15 protein-coding genes, 1 tRNA gene and 2 pseudogenes are annotated in these 14904 nt (G+C 62.7%); 10 read left to right on the top strand and 8 right to left on the bottom strand.

What is annotated here, in order from left to right:
* The first annotated feature begins 2 nt into the window (after positions 1 to 2).
* The 3 genes from GNX96_RS22715 to GNX96_RS54285 all read left to right on the top strand — a co-directional run bounded on the left by GNX96_RS22715 (position 3) and on the right by GNX96_RS54285 (position 951).
* On the top strand, positions 3 to 452 hold the full coding sequence (locus GNX96_RS22715; RefSeq protein WP_163569615.1) for a DinB family protein: 450 nt from the start codon (positions 3 to 5) through the stop codon (positions 450 to 452).
* A 141-nt stretch (positions 453 to 593) separates the two neighbouring features.
* Positions 594 to 681: transfer RNA gene (locus GNX96_RS22710), tRNA-Leu, on the top strand.
* Between the two features lie 147 nt (positions 682 to 828).
* Positions 829 to 951 carry a hypothetical protein gene (locus tag GNX96_RS54285; RefSeq protein ID WP_279581195.1) on the top strand — a complete coding sequence of 41 codons (123 nt, stop codon included), beginning with the start codon at positions 829 to 831 and terminating at the stop codon, positions 949 to 951.
* Between the two features lie 14 nt (positions 952 to 965).
* Here the strand turns inward: GNX96_RS54285 and GNX96_RS54280 are convergent, their stop codons facing one another.
* On the bottom strand, positions 966 to 1103 hold the full coding sequence (locus tag GNX96_RS54280) for a hypothetical protein (RefSeq protein ID WP_279581194.1): 138 nt from the start codon (positions 1101 to 1103) through the stop codon (positions 966 to 968).
* A 62-nt stretch (positions 1104 to 1165) separates the two neighbouring features.
* Between GNX96_RS54280 and GNX96_RS22705 the strand changes: the two genes are divergently transcribed.
* Entirely contained in the window at positions 1166 to 1876 is a 711-nt protein-coding gene (locus GNX96_RS22705) for a hypothetical protein (RefSeq protein ID WP_163569614.1), read from the top strand.
* 73 nt (positions 1877 to 1949) lie between these two features.
* On the opposite strand, the pseudogene GNX96_RS22700 reads toward GNX96_RS22705, so the two are convergent.
* The 5 genes and pseudogenes from GNX96_RS22700 to GNX96_RS22685 all read right to left on the bottom strand — a co-directional run.
* Positions 1950 to 3191, bottom strand: a pseudogene (locus GNX96_RS22700) (IS701 family transposase); the annotation flags it as partial.
* A 342-nt stretch (positions 3192 to 3533) separates the two neighbouring features.
* The gene (locus GNX96_RS22695; protein WP_163569612.1) at positions 3534 to 3956 is read right to left on the bottom strand and encodes a hypothetical protein; all 423 of its coding nucleotides are present in this window, start codon (positions 3954 to 3956) and stop codon (positions 3534 to 3536) included.
* 429 nt (positions 3957 to 4385) lie between these two features.
* The gene (locus tag GNX96_RS64515; RefSeq protein WP_390624115.1) at positions 4386 to 4958 is read right to left on the bottom strand and encodes an ADP-ribosylglycohydrolase family protein; all 573 of its coding nucleotides are present in this window, start codon (positions 4956 to 4958) and stop codon (positions 4386 to 4388) included.
* On the bottom strand, positions 4940 to 5251 hold the full coding sequence (locus tag GNX96_RS64510) for an ADP-ribosylglycohydrolase family protein (RefSeq protein ID WP_390624114.1): 312 nt from the start codon (positions 5249 to 5251) through the stop codon (positions 4940 to 4942). Before GNX96_RS64510 ends, GNX96_RS64515 begins: the two co-directional genes overlap by 19 nt.
* Positions 5252 to 5283: 32 nt before the next feature.
* Positions 5284 to 5556 (bottom strand): hypothetical protein, encoded by a 273-nt coding sequence (locus tag GNX96_RS22685; RefSeq protein ID WP_163569611.1) that lies wholly within the window; start codon positions 5554 to 5556, stop codon positions 5284 to 5286.
* A 621-nt stretch (positions 5557 to 6177) separates the two neighbouring features.
* Between GNX96_RS22685 and GNX96_RS22680 the strand changes: the two genes are divergently transcribed.
* The 6 genes and pseudogenes from GNX96_RS22680 (at position 6178) to GNX96_RS22665 (ending at position 12533) form a co-directional block, all read left to right on the top strand.
* Positions 6178 to 6570 (top strand): LLM class flavin-dependent oxidoreductase, encoded by a 393-nt coding sequence (locus GNX96_RS22680; protein WP_279581192.1) that lies wholly within the window; start codon positions 6178 to 6180, stop codon positions 6568 to 6570.
* 467 nt (positions 6571 to 7037) lie between these two features.
* Positions 7038 to 8516: an ABC transporter ATP-binding protein gene (locus GNX96_RS22675; RefSeq protein WP_313885750.1), complete on the top strand. Its 1479-nt coding sequence runs from the start codon at positions 7038 to 7040 to the stop codon at positions 8514 to 8516.
* Positions 8498 to 8548, top strand: a pseudogene (locus GNX96_RS64505) (hypothetical protein); the annotation flags it as partial. The gene GNX96_RS22675 and the pseudogene GNX96_RS64505, both read left to right, overlap by 19 nt.
* Before the next feature lie 316 nt (positions 8549 to 8864).
* Positions 8865 to 9509 carry an ABC transporter transmembrane domain-containing protein gene (locus GNX96_RS54275; RefSeq protein WP_279581190.1) on the top strand — a complete coding sequence of 215 codons (645 nt, stop codon included), beginning with the start codon at positions 8865 to 8867 and terminating at the stop codon, positions 9507 to 9509.
* A gap of 558 nt (positions 9510 to 10067) precedes the next feature.
* Positions 10068 to 10748 carry an ABC transporter ATP-binding protein gene (locus GNX96_RS54270; RefSeq protein WP_279581189.1) on the top strand — a complete coding sequence of 227 codons (681 nt, stop codon included), beginning with the start codon at positions 10068 to 10070 and terminating at the stop codon, positions 10746 to 10748.
* 582 nt (positions 10749 to 11330) lie between these two features.
* Entirely contained in the window at positions 11331 to 12533 is a 1203-nt protein-coding gene (locus GNX96_RS22665; RefSeq protein WP_163569609.1) for a hypothetical protein, read from the top strand.
* A 479-nt stretch (positions 12534 to 13012) separates the two neighbouring features.
* Here GNX96_RS22665 and GNX96_RS22660 read toward each other — a convergent pair whose 3' ends face one another.
* Both GNX96_RS22660 and GNX96_RS22655 read right to left on the bottom strand, forming a co-directional pair.
* Positions 13013 to 14470, bottom strand: coding sequence for an MFS transporter (locus GNX96_RS22660; RefSeq protein ID WP_279581188.1), 1458 nt, complete (start codon positions 14468 to 14470; stop codon positions 13013 to 13015).
* Positions 14467 to 14829, bottom strand: a complete 363-nt coding sequence (locus GNX96_RS22655) for a MarR family winged helix-turn-helix transcriptional regulator (RefSeq protein ID WP_163569608.1) — start codon at positions 14827 to 14829, stop codon at positions 14467 to 14469. Before GNX96_RS22655 ends, GNX96_RS22660 begins: the two co-directional genes overlap by 4 nt.
* Positions 14830 to 14904 lie beyond the last annotated feature (75 nt).

Below are 14904 nucleotides of genomic sequence, written 5' to 3'. Positions count from 1 at the left end.
TCATGTTGGAGCACATGCTCGACCGGAACCGGCAAGCGCTCATCGACACCGTACGAGGACTGTCCGAAGCCGACTCGCGGCGGCGCCTGGTCACCTCGCTGACGACACCGATCGGCCTGATCAAACACGCCGCCGTCGCCGCCGAGCGCCGCTGGTTCCAGTGCATCCTGCTCGGTCTGGACGCATCCGAATGTGACGGCAACGCCATCCCCGGCGACGGCAGTTTCGTTGTCACCGAAGGGGAAACGCTGGCCGAGGTGATCGCCGAATTCGAACGTACCAGCGAACGTTCGCGGCGGATCGCCGCCGATTTCGGACTCGACGACACGAGAACGCATCCTCTCGCCGGCGATGTCAGCCTCCGATTCGTCTACTTGCTTCTGATCGAGGACTTCGCCCGTCACGCCGGCCACGGCGACATTCTCCGAGAACAAATCACCGCCGCACGCTAAGCCTTTGCTTTATCTCGGGCTACGGCGCTGCCATACCCACGTACGGAGCCACGGCACCCTACGCACCCCGGGCTGCCGGCGCCCGGTACGGGTTCGCTATGGTGGAGTTCTCCCGCTGAGCGTTGGCGGCGAGAAACACCTGTCCGGGTGGCGGAATGGCAGACGCGCTAGCTTGAGGTGCTAGTGCCCTTTAACGGGCGTGGGGGTTCAAGTCCCCCCTCGGACACCACAATGGGTGGACTATTACCAATCCGGTGGCGCCGGACTGGGGATGCGGACACCATGGTTTGGCGTACCTCGCGCTTCTAGCGCGTTGGGTAGCACAGCGCTCTAAGTATCGCGTTGCCGCAGGTCAGCGGGTCGGGATGATGACGGCATGACCGATCATGACCAGGCACTGTCGGCGTGTGCGCAGGAACAGGTGGTCGGCGCGCTGGTTCCGCGTCGAAGTGGACCGCAGGTCGTCGTCGTCGTAGCCTGGACACGGCGGCCGGGTTGATTATGGGCACGCCGTCACATGCTGGCCAGCATGTGATCGACAGCCGCGGCGCGCTCCGCCTGCCTGCTGCAGTGCGGCGGATGTGCGCAATCGAGCCAGATCAACCAGTCGTTTTCTTGGCGGTCGTACCTGAGGATCTGCTGCTCATCCACGCCGGGGGAGTAGTGGCGCGCTTGTTGGCTGCCTATGGACGCGGACCTGCTGGGCGGTCGCCATGACCGTTGAGGGCTCGCGTACCGCGCTCGCCCGCCAGCTTCTCGCCCAGCTCGGTGTCAGCATCGCGGACCTCCTCAACGACGAGTCCGCGGTTCTGGTCCTGCCGACATTCGCCGACTACCTCCCGCGGGTGATCGCTGCCGCTGGTCCGGGGGCGAATCGTAGCTATTGGCGCCCGCTGGCGGTCGTGTGGGGCGACCGCCGGCTGGATCGGATCTATGCCAGCGATATCGAGGCGATGCAACATACCGCCGCCGCGAGCGCGCGGTCGCGGCCTAACCGCCGCCATGGCCGGCATGCCGGCGAACACGTCATCGCCGCCGCCCGCGCGGTCTACAACCGTGCCATCGCCGACGGCATCGTCGCGCCCGGCCTCAGCCTTGCCCACCGCGTCACCAAGGCCCGCCGGCTGCCCAGCACCCGACGCGCCCCCACAGACAGCGAGCTCGAACAGATCAATCTCGCCGCCCGCTCCAGCGGTAATGACGGCATCCTCGACGCGCTATTCTGCGGCTGCACACCGGAACCGCGTGCCGACGCGGGGGAGCCCTCGGTCTTCGCGTGCCAGACCTGGATGTTGAGCGTTGTTTGGTGCAGCTGCGGGAGAAAGGCAGCAGGTTCGTTTTCAGTGTGGTGTAACAGGTTTCGCGCGGTGCGCGACGTTCTCAGAACCCTGGATGCGACTAGTAGTACTTTGTTAGGTTCGTAGAATTTGGTGGCAGGTATGGCATGCGCCGGCCCAGGTGGCGAGGATGTGCTGGATTTCTCGTATTATTTGGTAAAGGGTTGGGGGTGGGCCGGCGCTGGTGCTTTTTTGGGTTGGTGAGCCTGGTTTTGGTGATGAACAGGTGTGCCGCGCTGGTGAGGGTGACGTGGTGGTGCCAGCCGAGCCAGGATCGTCCTTCGAAGTGGTCGAGGCCGAGTCCGGTTTTGAGTTCTCTGTAGTCGTGTTCGATGCGCCAGCGGATTTTTGCGAGTTGCACGAGGGTTTTCGGTCGGGTGCTGGGGTGGAGGTTGGATAGCCAGTATTTTGTGGGTTCTTCTTCTTTTGGGGGCCATTCGGCGATCATCCAGGTGATCGGTAGTGTGCCGTCCGATTGACGGGGGATGTGGCGGTTGGCGGGTCGGACTTGGATGATGACGAACCGGGAACGAAGTGGACCGATGGTGCCTTTGCGCCAGGTGATCGTCTGCGCGGCCTGGGTTGAGGCACGTATCGCGTGTTGCTTGAGGCTGAGGGGTTTGGTGCGGTAGCGGGCTGTCGGCGGGCGACCGGACCCGGAATAGGGCGGCATATCGGGTTCGGTGTCCACGGCGTGCGCGCCGGTGTCACCTTTGACGCCGACGACATAAGACAATCCACGGTCGGTCAGTGCCGTGCGAAAATCGCCGCAGTCACCGTAGCCGGGGTCCGCGCATATCACGCCGGGGCGCAGGCCCCATTTCGTTGTTTCGTCGATCATTTCCAGTGCCATCCGCCATTTTTCCCGGTGTCGTTCGGTTGCCGGGATTTTCGCCGCGGCTCGTCGCACCGCGACCGCCTCGGCATCACCGTCGTCGGCGAGTGAGTCGTCCCAGCGCTCAGGCACGAACAAGCGCCAGTTCACGGGTACCGACGCCACGTCGGTGGCCAGGTGAAGGCTGGGCGCGACCTGGCAGTTCCCGACCTTGCCCAGGCTGCCGCTGTACTGCCGCGCCACACACGGGGAATGCTTGCCGTCCTTAGGAAACCCGGTGTCGTCCACGACCCACGCCACCGGGTCGACCAACTCCTGGGCGAGCCGCGCGATTCGCGCGCGAACCGGCTCCACCGGCCAGGTCGAGGACGACACGAACTGCTGAATCTGCTGGTAGTCCACGCCGACCCGCTCCGCCATCGGCCACATCGACTTACGCCGACCATCGGTCAACACGCCACGCAGATACGCGCCCGCTTTCACCCGCTGATCCGAACGCGGCAACGCGCCAAAAACATCCAGCACGTACCGCTCAAGATCCTGACGAATCCCGCGCTTCAGGTTCATGCCACACATTGTCCCGAATAACAACAAAAACTCCGACTCGACACGCCGAAACAACCTAACAAAGTACTACTAGGTGTCCGCCGATGATCGGCTACCCAAGGTGCGTTCTCGGCGTTGTGCCTTGATGTCACTGTCCAACATTCCATCGCGACGTGGTTTCTTGGTGAATAGCGCACACGTGTCAGCGAGCCAAAATCCGGGCTTGCCGCCGGGCGATCCATACGCGACCATCGTCGGTGGGTGGCTGCTGCCGATCACGAGGCGCCGCGTAAGCAGCCACACGGCGCGAACCTGAGCGAGGCTCATCGTCGAATACACGGCGATCGCCCGCGCTCACCAGCGTCAGGCAACCCAGTAGTAGCGAAATCCGGATCCGTCGTTCCTAGCTTCAAAGCCCATGCAGGTCAGTGTGCGATCCTCAGGACGACGGCTAAGCCATTGCACCAGATGAACAGTTCCTGGGTGCCCGACCACACCGGACGTCTCTTCGAACAATTCAGCCAGGTCATAGTTCAAACGTCGCGCAGCATCCTCAACAAGAGCCATACACATCAGCGTTTCAGGCGTGTTCTGGTCAAGGCCGCCAATTACGAGCGCGATCAGGGCCCGCATGAGATCCTCAGGGGTCTCGTTCCTCACAGCCCGAGCTGCTAGGCGTTCGGCATATGTACACAGCACTCGGCGACCAGGTTCCGCCACCGCGGCCAGTGCGGTGTAGACAGCTGTCTCTCCCCCGCGCCAGACGGCGTCGATGAACTCATCCATCTCGGTATCTCGGGCGGCCGGAATCGGAGCCGGTCCGTAGTGTGCGAAGCGTCGCTGGTGAGGAGCTCCTGGATCAAATGTCATGCGACTCATGCTCCCCCATCAGGAGGCAGGAGGTTCCACCCGTCCCATCTGTACCATGTCTTCTCCAGTTGATTGATTTCATGCGCAGTGACGGTCTCACGGTCTTTGTCCGAATCCCATATATTTTCCCATATAAGTGGACTCGCCACGTATACGGGGCAACTTGCGATCGATCACGCTCTGCGCCCCACGCGTCATTGGCTACGATGGATCACCCTGTTGGCGTGTTTGAGACCTCACGGCCAGGCCAATCGCAGGGTACCCGGTATCCCATTGGTGTCCAACCACAGCTACTGGGATGGATTTGGGAATTCCGTTTGCCCCTAACAACTCTTCTGTGACTATCTATTGAATTACACGGAAAAGAACTTTGTCAAGTTCCGTCAGGTAGTCATGGCCATAAGGCCCATTCTCCAAATCCCGGAGCAACGCATGAGGTAGGTCTGCAACTAGCTCCGTTGTGCACGATGCCGCGGCGAGAGCGATGGTTGCGACTGTGTCAACATCCCCTGTGTAGTTGACGCATCGCGTTAGCAGGTCGCTAAGGCTGGATGCGGCAGACAGGGCTGTGAGTGCCGCGAGAACACTCATCCATCCGCGACTTCCTACAGGGCCATTCCATACTCTTGCCCATCCACCAAGACCGCCATATTCCTGAATTTCCGCATCTATCCATGCGCCGATATTGCTGACGGGGCCGATATTGTAACGGCAGTAATGTACCGCCAGGGCTGCGGCCTGTGCTGACTCGATGCCGAGGGGGGTTGCATGCGTCACGCGAGCCTGTATGTCGGCGTACCGAATAACTTGGTCTACATCTGAACATAATCCAATTGCGCCTGCCCGCCCGCATAGCGGCGCCACTCTTGTCGCTGTGGGGTGTGATGCGGTCTTGTAGTTCACTTCCACTGCGCACATGGCTCAGAACATTGTAGAATCCGCCTGCCTGCATATCCCTCTCTCGGGTCTCGGCGGAATACTTCAACGAACTTGTCCGCCACAGAGCCCTCGGTCCACGGCTCGTTTGACACAAGGAGTTCGGCTACGGCCAGAGTCATCTGGGTATCGTCAGTATATTGACCTGGGCGAATTCCACTATGCTTCGGATGTTGCACATAGCGATTGAGTGTATTATTCGATGCAACGAAGTCCGGATCGGCGTACTCGAACCCGGCTCCGTAAGCATCTCCTACTGCGAGTTCGACAAGCACAAATCACCATCACCTAATACTTGTTGTCAGGTCTACTCAATGATACGGCCTGGGTTTGGGTTCCTGGCCAGGTATCCACCATTTAGTTTTGGAAGATAGAAAATTTCCTTCGCCCAGTAGTCTGACGTCTCGTGAAGAAACATGATCTCACTATCTTCGGTCGAGATGGCATGACCGCTCCAGTGTACGTTGACTCGCCCTATGGCTTCCTCGTGACTGATCGCGAACAAGTTGGACATCGAGACGACAACTTCGCCGAGGAGGGCTTCAGCTCTTGGCGTCACAGGTATGTTGATCTTGCTCATCGCTCGGGCTCCAGGAACCTTTCGAGTAGCGCCAGGGCATCAGACATGTGGAAGGATATCTGGGGTCCTCCTGTCAGTGCCGGGTCGCCCGCCAAGAAGCGCTGCGGCTTCAGCAACAGCGGGCCTTCGACCCCATCATAGCCATGCATGGGTCCTTGGCTACGTCCAAGACGAACCAAGTTCTGATAGGATTCATCGGCGCTAGTGAGGACACGCCATTCATTTGTCGCAACGCACTTATCGGGGCTCTGAAATGAAGCACGGCCGGATTGGACTTCGCTGCCATCCAACTCATCGCTTGTTTAAGCGAGGTTGTTGTGTAAGGCCTGGCCCGAAGTCGGGATCCGGGCGCCCGACGGAGAGATCAATTCCGTTCTGCCGGACTGAAGCTGCACCTGGTTCTGTCGCTCCGTGGTATTGGTCGAAATACTCATCGCCAGAGGAACTGTTCCCGAAGTCGGATTCGGCATATGCCGATAATCGACAGGCTGATCCATGGCTTGTTTCAGAGATAATCGTGAAGAGTACTCGTTTCCTGGTTCCTCTTGTTGCAGTTCAACCGCTGTGCATGCGTCCGTTCGTAACCGCTAAGGCGGCCAGTATGTTCGGCTGGCTTTATGGGTGCGAGACATATCTGAACATGGTCGCAGGGGATTTCGAGACGACCTCATCGCATTGAGGGATCAGACAGCACATGACCAACGCTATGACCGGGTGGCTGAGTACGCATTCATCGTCAAGCAGTTGCTGTCTGGTAAATCGCCGATTACGTTTGACGGCGCCTACTACACGCTCAAGTGTCTGAAGCTCACGCCGGCGCCTGCTCCAGGCCGCACTGCAAAAATGTTCACATCGGGCTCGTCGACAGCAAGCTTAGCGGCGGCCAAGGCGATCGGCGCGACAGTCGTCGGCTACCCTCGGCCCCCGGCCGAACAGACGGAGATGGAAATTGCTGGCGGGAGCCGAGGTGTGCGCGTCGGGGTTATTGCGCGTAATAGCTCCGCGGCAGCGTGACGGGTCGCTCGTGCGCGCTTTCCGGAGAACCGCAAGGGGCAATTCACATATGCTCTCACAGTAAAGTCGTCTGACTCGCGCTGGTTCCGTCGCCTGGCGACTCTGCGTGACGGGACGTGCCAGTGGAATCAGCCCCCCATTGGACCGGCCCCCTTCGTAATTCCCAGTCGTTTTGCCCGTATTTAGTCGGTAGCTACACCGAGGTTGGCCTGGAGATCGCGCGGTACATCAAGCAAGGCAACCGAATATTCGTTCTTGACGTGCCTGCTTCAGAAGAAGAGCTGGACCACACCGCAAGTGCATTCGACCAAGCTTTGGCGACGATGGAGTGAAGCAGTCAACTCGCCATCGGTTGGGCCTGAGACGTGGCCGGGTGTGTGTACTGGGGAGCGGGTGGCCGGCTGCATTGCCCGGGCGGATGACTCGCCTGAGCCCGCTTCGCATGCTCACTATATCCTCCGCCTCTGATGAGTAACCTAACAGTGCAAATGCGTTCCGATGCTGGGCCGCGTTCTGCTGTGCGTTCACTCCTGCGGTTGTGGCCTTATGTGCGGCAGGTGCGCGTGCGGCTGTTCTTGGCTTGCCTCTTGGCGACCATTGCCTCCTGTCTGGGGTTGGTCATGCCACTCGTGCTGAAGTGGTTAGTGGACGGCCCTCTGACCAGTGGTGATCTTTCCGGGATTTGGCTGGGCGGGCTGGTCCTGGTGTTGCTGGGTGCCACTGAGGCTGGGATCTTCGGTGTGCGCCGCTGGCTGACGGCACGGCCGCTGGCCGACGTCGAGGCGTCGATGCGGGAATCGCTGTACGGCCGACTTCAGCGGCTGCCGAGTGCCTTTCACGATCGGTGGTCCTCGGGTCAGCTGCTCTCACGGGGCACCGCGGATCTCGGCCAGGTGCATGCGTTCCTGGCTCAGCCTCTCACGTTCCTGGTGGTCAACGCTGTGACGTTTGTAGCGGGTTGCGTCATCTTGCTGGAGCAGCAGTGGGTGTTAGGGCTGGTGTTGCTAGTGCCGGTCGTGCCGCTGACCGTGCTGTGCTCGTGGTTCCAGGCTCGGCATGTGCTCGCATCGCGCCGTGCGCAGGACCTGGAGGGGGACCTGACCACGCTGGTCGAGGAGTCGATCCGGGGCATCCGGGTGATCAAGGGATTTGGCCGTCATCGCAGTCAGGCCCGGGCTTTTGAGAAGATGGTGTTCGAAGTCCGCGGCGTCGAGTTACACAGAGCACGCCTTCTCGCGAGTCTGTCAGGGATGTTCGTCCTGCTCCCGGAAATCGCCATGGGGACAACACTGGCGCTGGGCGTGGTCCAAGTGGCCGACGGGACACTCGCTGCTGGGACTTTAGTGGCATTCCTGGCAACTGTTCTAGTGCTGCGCCCGGTGGTGGAATCGACCGGACCGCTGCTGGCGATGTGTAACCAGGCTGCGACCGCGGTCGACCGCTACTGCGAAATCATGGACGAGCCGCTGCCTACGCAGGACCACCTGCCCGACGTGGGGCTGTCAGCACCGCCGCGGCCGGCCGCTCTCGCTTTCGAGAATGTGCACTTTCAGTATCCGAACGCTTCGATGGACGCTCCGGGGGTGCTCCGCGGTGTTGACTTGCGGATCGAACCCGGTGAGACGATGGCGCTGGTCGGTTCGACGGGCAGCGGCAAGACCACCCTCGTCGGTCTGGTGCCGCGGCTGTACGAGCCGACGGCCGGACGCATCACGCTCGACGGCCAGGACATCGCCGACCTGCCGCGCTCGCAGCTGCGGACCATGGTCGCCGTCGCCTTCGAAGACCCAGCGCTCTTCTCCGCGTCAGTCATGGAGAACGTGTTGATGGGCGGCGAGGCGGCCACCGAGACCGATGGTGCCTGGGCCTTGCGGGTCGCGCAGGCCGACGGCTTCGTCCACCTTCTGCCCTCAGGCCGCACACGCAGGTGGGCGAGCAGGGGCTGACGCTTTCCGGTGGCGAACGCCAGCGGCTCGCTCTGGCCCGGGCCGTTGTCGGCCGACCGCGAGTACTGATCCTGGACGATCCGTTGTCGGCGCTGGACATCCACACCGAGGCCGCGGTCGAAAGGGCCTTGCGGCAGGTACTGGCCACCACAACGGCCCTGATCGTGGCCCATCGGCCCTCGACGGCACTGTTGGCCGACCGGGTCGCCCTGCTCAGCGATGGAGTTGTCGCCGCCGTAGGCACCCACAGGGAGCTGCTTAAGACCAACCCCGACTATGCCCTCCTCATGTCGGGGATCGAGCCTCTGACACTGGGCGGCGGCACAGGCAAGGGGGGGCGAAAACGTCATGACGCTTCCGAACCCTCTCGCCGCGGCGGGCGCCGACCGTGTCAGCGAGACGCAGGCACCGAATGCATCCGCGCGTGCTGCCCTCGACCTCTTCACGCAGGATCTGCTGCCCGCACCTGAGGACGCGTCGCGCGCGCTGTTGGCGTCCTTGCTGCGCCCGCATCGTCGCCGCGTGGTGCTGGCCGGCCTGCTGCTGATTGTCCAGCGCGCGATCTCCCAGTTGGGCCCGCTGCTAGTCGCGTATGCGATCGACCACGTGATTCCGGCGGTTCGCGCCCACCAATACGGCCCGCTACTGGCGGTCTGCTTCGGATACCTGCTGTCTGCGGTAGCCTCGGCAGTTTTCCAATATGCCTTCGTACGGGCCGAAGCCCGGGTTGGTCAGGATCTAATCGCCGACCTGCTCAGCCGGATCTTCACCCACGCGCAAGCGCTAAGTATCGACTTCCACCAGCGCTACACCTCCGGTCGGCTGACCTCCCGGGCCACCAGCGACGTGCAGGCGTTGCGCAACCTGCTCACAGGCGGCCTCGAGGACATCGTCGGTGCAGTCCTGACGACCATCTACGTCTCTGTCACCCTGCTCTACCTGGACTGGCCGCTGGGTCTGGCGGCCATCCGGTGGGCGGCCCGCTATACCTGACCGTCCGCGACTTCCGGCGCCGGGCGTACCAGGTCTACCGCGAGCGGTCGACCGCGACCGCCGCTGTCACAGCAAAATACGCGGAGACGTTCACCAACATCCACCCTGTGCAGACCTTTCGGCTGGAGACCTCCAACGACCGGTCCTTCATGCGGATCAACCGTCGGCACGCCCGCATCAACGGTGACTCCGCGCTTGTGATGGGACGCTATGTGACCTCGTCCCGGTTGGTGGCCAACATTGGGATCGCTGTCCTGGTCATGTGGTGTGCTTTCCGGGTAGCCGGGCATGACCTGGATCTGGGTGCCTTCGCCGCCATCGTGCTCTACCTGCGCCGTCTGTACGACGACCCGCTCAAACTGGGTGGCGTCCTGGACGCCTACCAGTCAGCCGTCGCGTCTCTCTCGAAGATTGCGGCCTTGCTGGCCCAGCGAGCCTCCGTACCTGAGCCGGCATCGCCCCAGACGCTCTCTCTCGCCGAGCACCTCCTCCTCCAGGCAACGGGGCCGTGGCGTTGTCTTCGAGTCGGTCGCCTTCGCCTACCACACGGGGAGCGAGGTGCTGCCACGATTCGACCTGACCCTCGTCCCCGGGCAGACTGTGGCCGTTGTTGGAGCCACCGGTGCGGGCAAGACCACCCTGGCCAAATTGCTGGCCCGCTTCTACGACCCTACCCACGGTCGTGTTCTGCTCGACGGAGTTGACCTGCGCTACCTCACCACGGCCGAGCTGCGTCGTGCCGTAGTGATGCTGACCCAGGAAGCCTTCATCTTCTCCGGCACCATCGCCGAGAACATCGCACTGGGCCGACCCGACGCCAACAGCGAGGAAATCGAACAGGTGGCCGGGACCATCGGTGCGCACGAGTTCATCTGCGCCCTGCCTGACGGGTACGACACGGACATCCAGGCCGGTGGACACCGGGTCTCCGCCGGACAGCGGCAGTTGGTGGCGCTGGCCCGGGCGCTGTTAGCCGACCCCGCCGTAGTGATCCTCGACGAGGCCACACCCTCCCTAGACATGCCCAGCGAACGACTGGTCCAGCATGCGATGAACACGGTGCTGCATGGACGCACGGCTCTGGTCATTGCCCACCGCCTGTCCACTGTGCACATCGCGGACCGGGTGCTGATGATGGCCGACGGGCGGATCGTCGAGGACGGCACGCCCGGCGAACTCCTCAACGAGCACGGACCATTCGCCGACCTGCACACGGCATGGCAGGACAGCCTCACATGAGCGCCACCTGGATCCAGCAGCACGTGTACCGCTCGGGCGTGACGTTCACGTATCTGGCCCTACCCACAACTACTTAGTACCCGTACACACGAGTGGGGGAGCAGAAAATAGACGGCGAGCAAGCACACAGCGGCCGACCATCAGTTGGGTGATCGGCGGCTGGTGTCGACGCGGTAGGCATCGACGGGAGCAGTGGTCATGCGACCCTCTATCTAGTCTGCCGGCGAGATCGCCCTGACCAGCATGTTGTGTTTGATCTACGGATGACCTATCGAGTTTTCGGAATTGTACGAATTGTAGCGCTTGGCGATGCGACAATCACGTGGTGGAGTGCTGCAGGAGTCGCATGTGAGTGGTGTTGCCGAGCGGGACCTGATGCGTCTGTTCGGTGTGGGCAAGGAGCCGATGTTTGTCCCGACCAATGCTCGGGGTCCGCCCCGGATGTTCATTCGAGCCGCAGTCTGACCTTCCTGCCTGACGACGCAGTCAGGAGTCGCGTGGGTGGCTGCGATGCCCGGTGTGTCGGTGTCGGGGTTGCCGCATTCGCGCCTCCGTACCACGCCGAAAGGTGGGTGAGCAAACATGGACGTGGATCTTCTGGAAAGGGCACGATCGAGATATTCGAGTTGGATCCACCTGGTTCGCACTTATCGCCTCGATCCTCATGTCGAGGAGCCATCCATCCGGCATGCAGTCCGCCGTGCAGCCGTGCGAGAGTCGGCCCGCTGGGACTGGTGGTCCGGCTACGAATTTTTCGTCATATCAGCCGGATTAGCGACAGTCCTGACCTTCGTCGCGGCCGTATGGGTGATCTTTGCTATCGAGCAGGTCAATCGCATGGGCAGCGGCGCAGTCTTCTGGATGAGTGTCGCGGCGGTTTTCGAACTCTGGCTTTCCTGGATGGTGATTGGGCAGCTGACTGAGATGCTGCAGTTCCTTCCCCGTCCTCGCAGCGTGAGTATCGCTGTGCTGTGTTCATGCCAGTTCTGGTTGTCAAAATCATCAGCCTCAGAATCCTTTCGCATTTTCTATCGATCCATCGATCCGCGGTTAGCCGACTTGGACCGATTTGTTCAGCCTGCGTCGTGGGCAGTGTTAGTGTTTCTGACAATTTTCTTCACGTCGTCGCTGACGCTTTCGCCGCTGTGGGCATGGATCAGCGAAGTCCTACATGACCGGAGGCGACGCGCGCTCTCGCCGCGATTCGATGCCCTCATCGTGTGTCTGCAAGCTCTGGAGCAACTCGATGAGTGTCGGCGCGTCTGGATGAGGCCCAGACAGCGACGCGTTGTGGTCCGAAGTATGCGTTTTGTCAGGCTACAGTTGGTACGTCAGGTCTCCCGAAGTGTCAGGTCCTTGGGCGGCAACGCCGAGGATCGGCGGTGGTTCCGAAGAGCTGCGGTCGCTGTCGAAGAAAGGATGAAGGGGTATGAGCGGTCAATGCTCGCAGCTGCGTCCTACCGCGACTTCCGTGTTCTGCTCAATGTGGTTTGTGCAGATGTGATCCTGCTTGCGCAAGGGCGATGGCCTGATCGGCAAGAAACGGACGTGCGGAGTCCCCGGTTAGCGGCGCTGACAAAGGCCTGGAACAGGATCGGTGGTGCAGTTGCGCTCGCTGGGCTCGCGTTCGCGCTTCCGTTCCTTCCCGGTATATCCCTACAGGCTCAAGGGTTTGCCACAATCCAAACCACACTGTTTGTCGGAGCCGTCGCCAGTCTTATCACCGGCGAGCGAGCGATCACCGGCTCAGCGATCGACCTCGTCCGTAACGCAGGAAGTCGATAGCTCCGAGATGCTGGGCAGACCAACAGAACGAGCCTCCGAAAAAGACAAGACCGACATCATTTGTCCACCAGGATCAATCATCAGTCGATTCCACATGTGGTCGACAGATAGGTGCTGCGAATTTTCGCGCGCAGTTGCCAACGTTGCCACGTCAGGCACGTCGGCCGCTTCTGACTGTCGCATTGGCAAGCGGGGAGGGGACCGCGGAGTTGCCATGCGTTCAGAATTCGCAGGGGAGACGTTGACCACCAGTACGGCGCATTGACACGTGAGGCACTGCGATTATCCACATGGATACGTATTCGAGTCCCCCCTCGGACACACAGGTTTGGCATATCTGCCACAAACGACGTGTGGTGTTCAAGCACACTTGGACACCCGAAACTATCAACTCCGCCCGTTTCGGGTGCTTCGCGGTGCGAGGTGGTCGCCGTGAGCGGCAGCGCCGTAGTGGCGCCGCTGACCGTGCCCTCGTTGCGTCACAGTCGTCGTCTGCCCGCCGGAGGCGGGTCTGCCCCAGCTCGCGACCGCGGTGGGGTTGATCTCGGGCGGGCGTTGGCGGGGCGAGAGCGAGGCGGGCCAGCGTCGTGTGACGCCATCGCGGCGATGCCGACCAGCGCTGCGGTGGTGTAGGCGTGGTCGTTCGGGAAGAGATGACCGGTGTCGGTGCCGGTGGCCAGGACCAGGCCGCCTATCGCGCTGCCGAGGGAGTACCCGACGCTGCGGACGACGTAGTTGAAGCTCATCGCGCTCGACGTCTCGCTCTTGGGTGTGACGGCCAGGATGACGCCGGGCATTGCGGCGGAGAAGCTGCCGACGCCCAGGCCCAGCACACCCATCGCGACGAGCAGTTCGGCCAGGTTTGACCGGGCCGTGGCGAAGAGGACGAACCCGCCGCCGACGATGACCGCGCTGCCGGCCAGAAGCACGGGTGCGTCGATCAGCGTCCGAACCCGCGGCGTGAGTTTGCCGGCGACGAACCCCAGCACCGAGAACGGGACGAGGACCAGCCCGGCGACGAAGGTTGTCAGTCCGAAGCCGTAGCCGGCGCTGTGCGGCGTCTGCGCGTACCGCGTGATGAGCGTGAGCAGGAGGTACATGCCGCTCCCGCCGACGAACATGGCGATGTTCGCTCCGGCGACCGCCGGGTGCCGTACCGCACGGACATCGACAAGTGGCGTCTTGCTGCGCAGCTCGGAGGTGGTCCAGACGCACAGCAGGGGCACGGCGGCTACGGCGAGAACCACCGCCACGGCGAGGTGACGGCTCCACAGGCTCCTCTGGCCGGCCAGGAACAGGACGAGGAACAGTCCGCCCGCCAGGGCGAGCGTGCCCGCCACGTTCACGTGAGCGGACCGGCCTTCGGGAGCCGCGGGTATCGAACGCCAAGCGGTCAGGAAGGCGACAGCGGTGACGAACAGACCGAAGCCGTAGGCGGCCCGCACGCCGCCGATCTCGGCGAACAGCGCGGTGAGCGGGTAGCCGACGCCGGCGCCGATGATCGAGACCACCGAGATCAGGGCGATCGTCGCCGTGCCGCGGTCCTCGGGAAGATGGTCCCGGGCCACGCCCATCATCAGCGCCGTCAGACCGAGCCCGACGCCTTGGGTCGCCCTGCCGATCAGCAGCCAGGCGAACGGCAGCGGCAGCACGGTGAGCGTACTGCCGGCGACGACGATCGCCAGCGTGGCGAGGATCGTGGCCCGTCGGTACGGGCCGGCTCCGAGCCGGCCCAGGACGGGCGTGGCGACGGCGCCGCTCAGCAGTGGGACGGTCAGCGTCCACTGCGCGCTGTCGAGCGAGACGTGGAACGTGGTCGCCACACTGGTGATCAGCGGCGCCCCGAGGCTGGCGACCGCCGCCACGACCAGGGCGATCAAGATCAGGGCGGGGACCAGCAGCCGCGCCTCGGAGCGCTCCAGGGTGCGCTCCGTCACCGCTTCGACCCTTCTTGGTCCTGGCTTTCGAGCTCTGCCAGGTGCGCCAGCGCCGGAAGCGCCGCCACCAGGGCCTCGACCTCGTCGTCGGTGAGTTCGTCGATCAGCCGCGCGAATGCATCGACGCCCGTCTGATGCCGTGTCTGAACGTACGACGTGCCGGCTTTGGTCAGACACACCAGCGTGACCCGCTTGTCGGACGCGTCGCCCCTCCGCTCGACCAGTCCGGACTCCTCCATCACCCGGACCAGGACGGTCATCGCGGGCTGGGTGACACCCTCGATCACGGCCAGATCGGTGATGCGTCGCGGGCCGGACCTGTCCAGGGTGGCCAGGGTGGCGGCGGACGTGATGCTCATATCGCGCGGAAGGCGTCTCACAGCCCTGGTGGCCAGCCCATAGAGGGTCGATCCGATTGCAGCGGAAGCGCTACG

Source organism: Fodinicola feengrottensis, assembly GCF_010993775.1.
Lineage (GTDB): Bacteria > Actinomycetota > Actinomycetes > Mycobacteriales > HKI-0501 > Fodinicola > Fodinicola feengrottensis.
Note: the sequence above shows the minus strand (reverse complement) of the source record. Positions and strands in the feature narration are given on the sequence as shown.

Excerpts from the sequence above, each read along its gene's own strand:
- GNX96_RS22715 (WP_163569615.1), top strand. The coding sequence starts at position 3 with ATGTTGGAGCACATGCTCGACCGGAACCGGCAAGCGCTCATCGACACC.
- GNX96_RS54285 (WP_279581195.1), top strand. The coding sequence starts at position 829 with ATGACCGATCATGACCAGGCACTGTCGGCGTGTGCGCAGGAACAGGTG.
- GNX96_RS22705 (WP_163569614.1), top strand. The coding sequence starts at position 1,166 with ATGACCGTTGAGGGCTCGCGTACCGCGCTCGCCCGCCAGCTTCTCGCC.
- GNX96_RS22695 (WP_163569612.1), bottom strand. The coding sequence starts at position 3,956 with ATGGATGAGTTCATCGACGCCGTCTGGCGCGGGGGAGAGACAGCTGTC.
- GNX96_RS64515 (WP_390624115.1), bottom strand. The coding sequence starts at position 4,958 with ATGTGCGCAGTGGAAGTGAACTACAAGACCGCATCACACCCCACAGCG.
- GNX96_RS22685 (WP_163569611.1), bottom strand. The coding sequence starts at position 5,556 with ATGAGCAAGATCAACATACCTGTGACGCCAAGAGCTGAAGCCCTCCTC.
- GNX96_RS22675 (WP_313885750.1), top strand. The coding sequence starts at position 7,038 with ATGAGTAACCTAACAGTGCAAATGCGTTCCGATGCTGGGCCGCGTTCT.
- GNX96_RS54275 (WP_279581190.1), top strand. The coding sequence starts at position 8,865 with ATGACGCTTCCGAACCCTCTCGCCGCGGCGGGCGCCGACCGTGTCAGC.
- GNX96_RS22665 (WP_163569609.1), top strand. The coding sequence starts at position 11,331 with ATGGACGTGGATCTTCTGGAAAGGGCACGATCGAGATATTCGAGTTGG.
- GNX96_RS22655 (WP_163569608.1), bottom strand. The coding sequence starts at position 14,829 with ATGAGCATCACGTCCGCCGCCACCCTGGCCACCCTGGACAGGTCCGGC.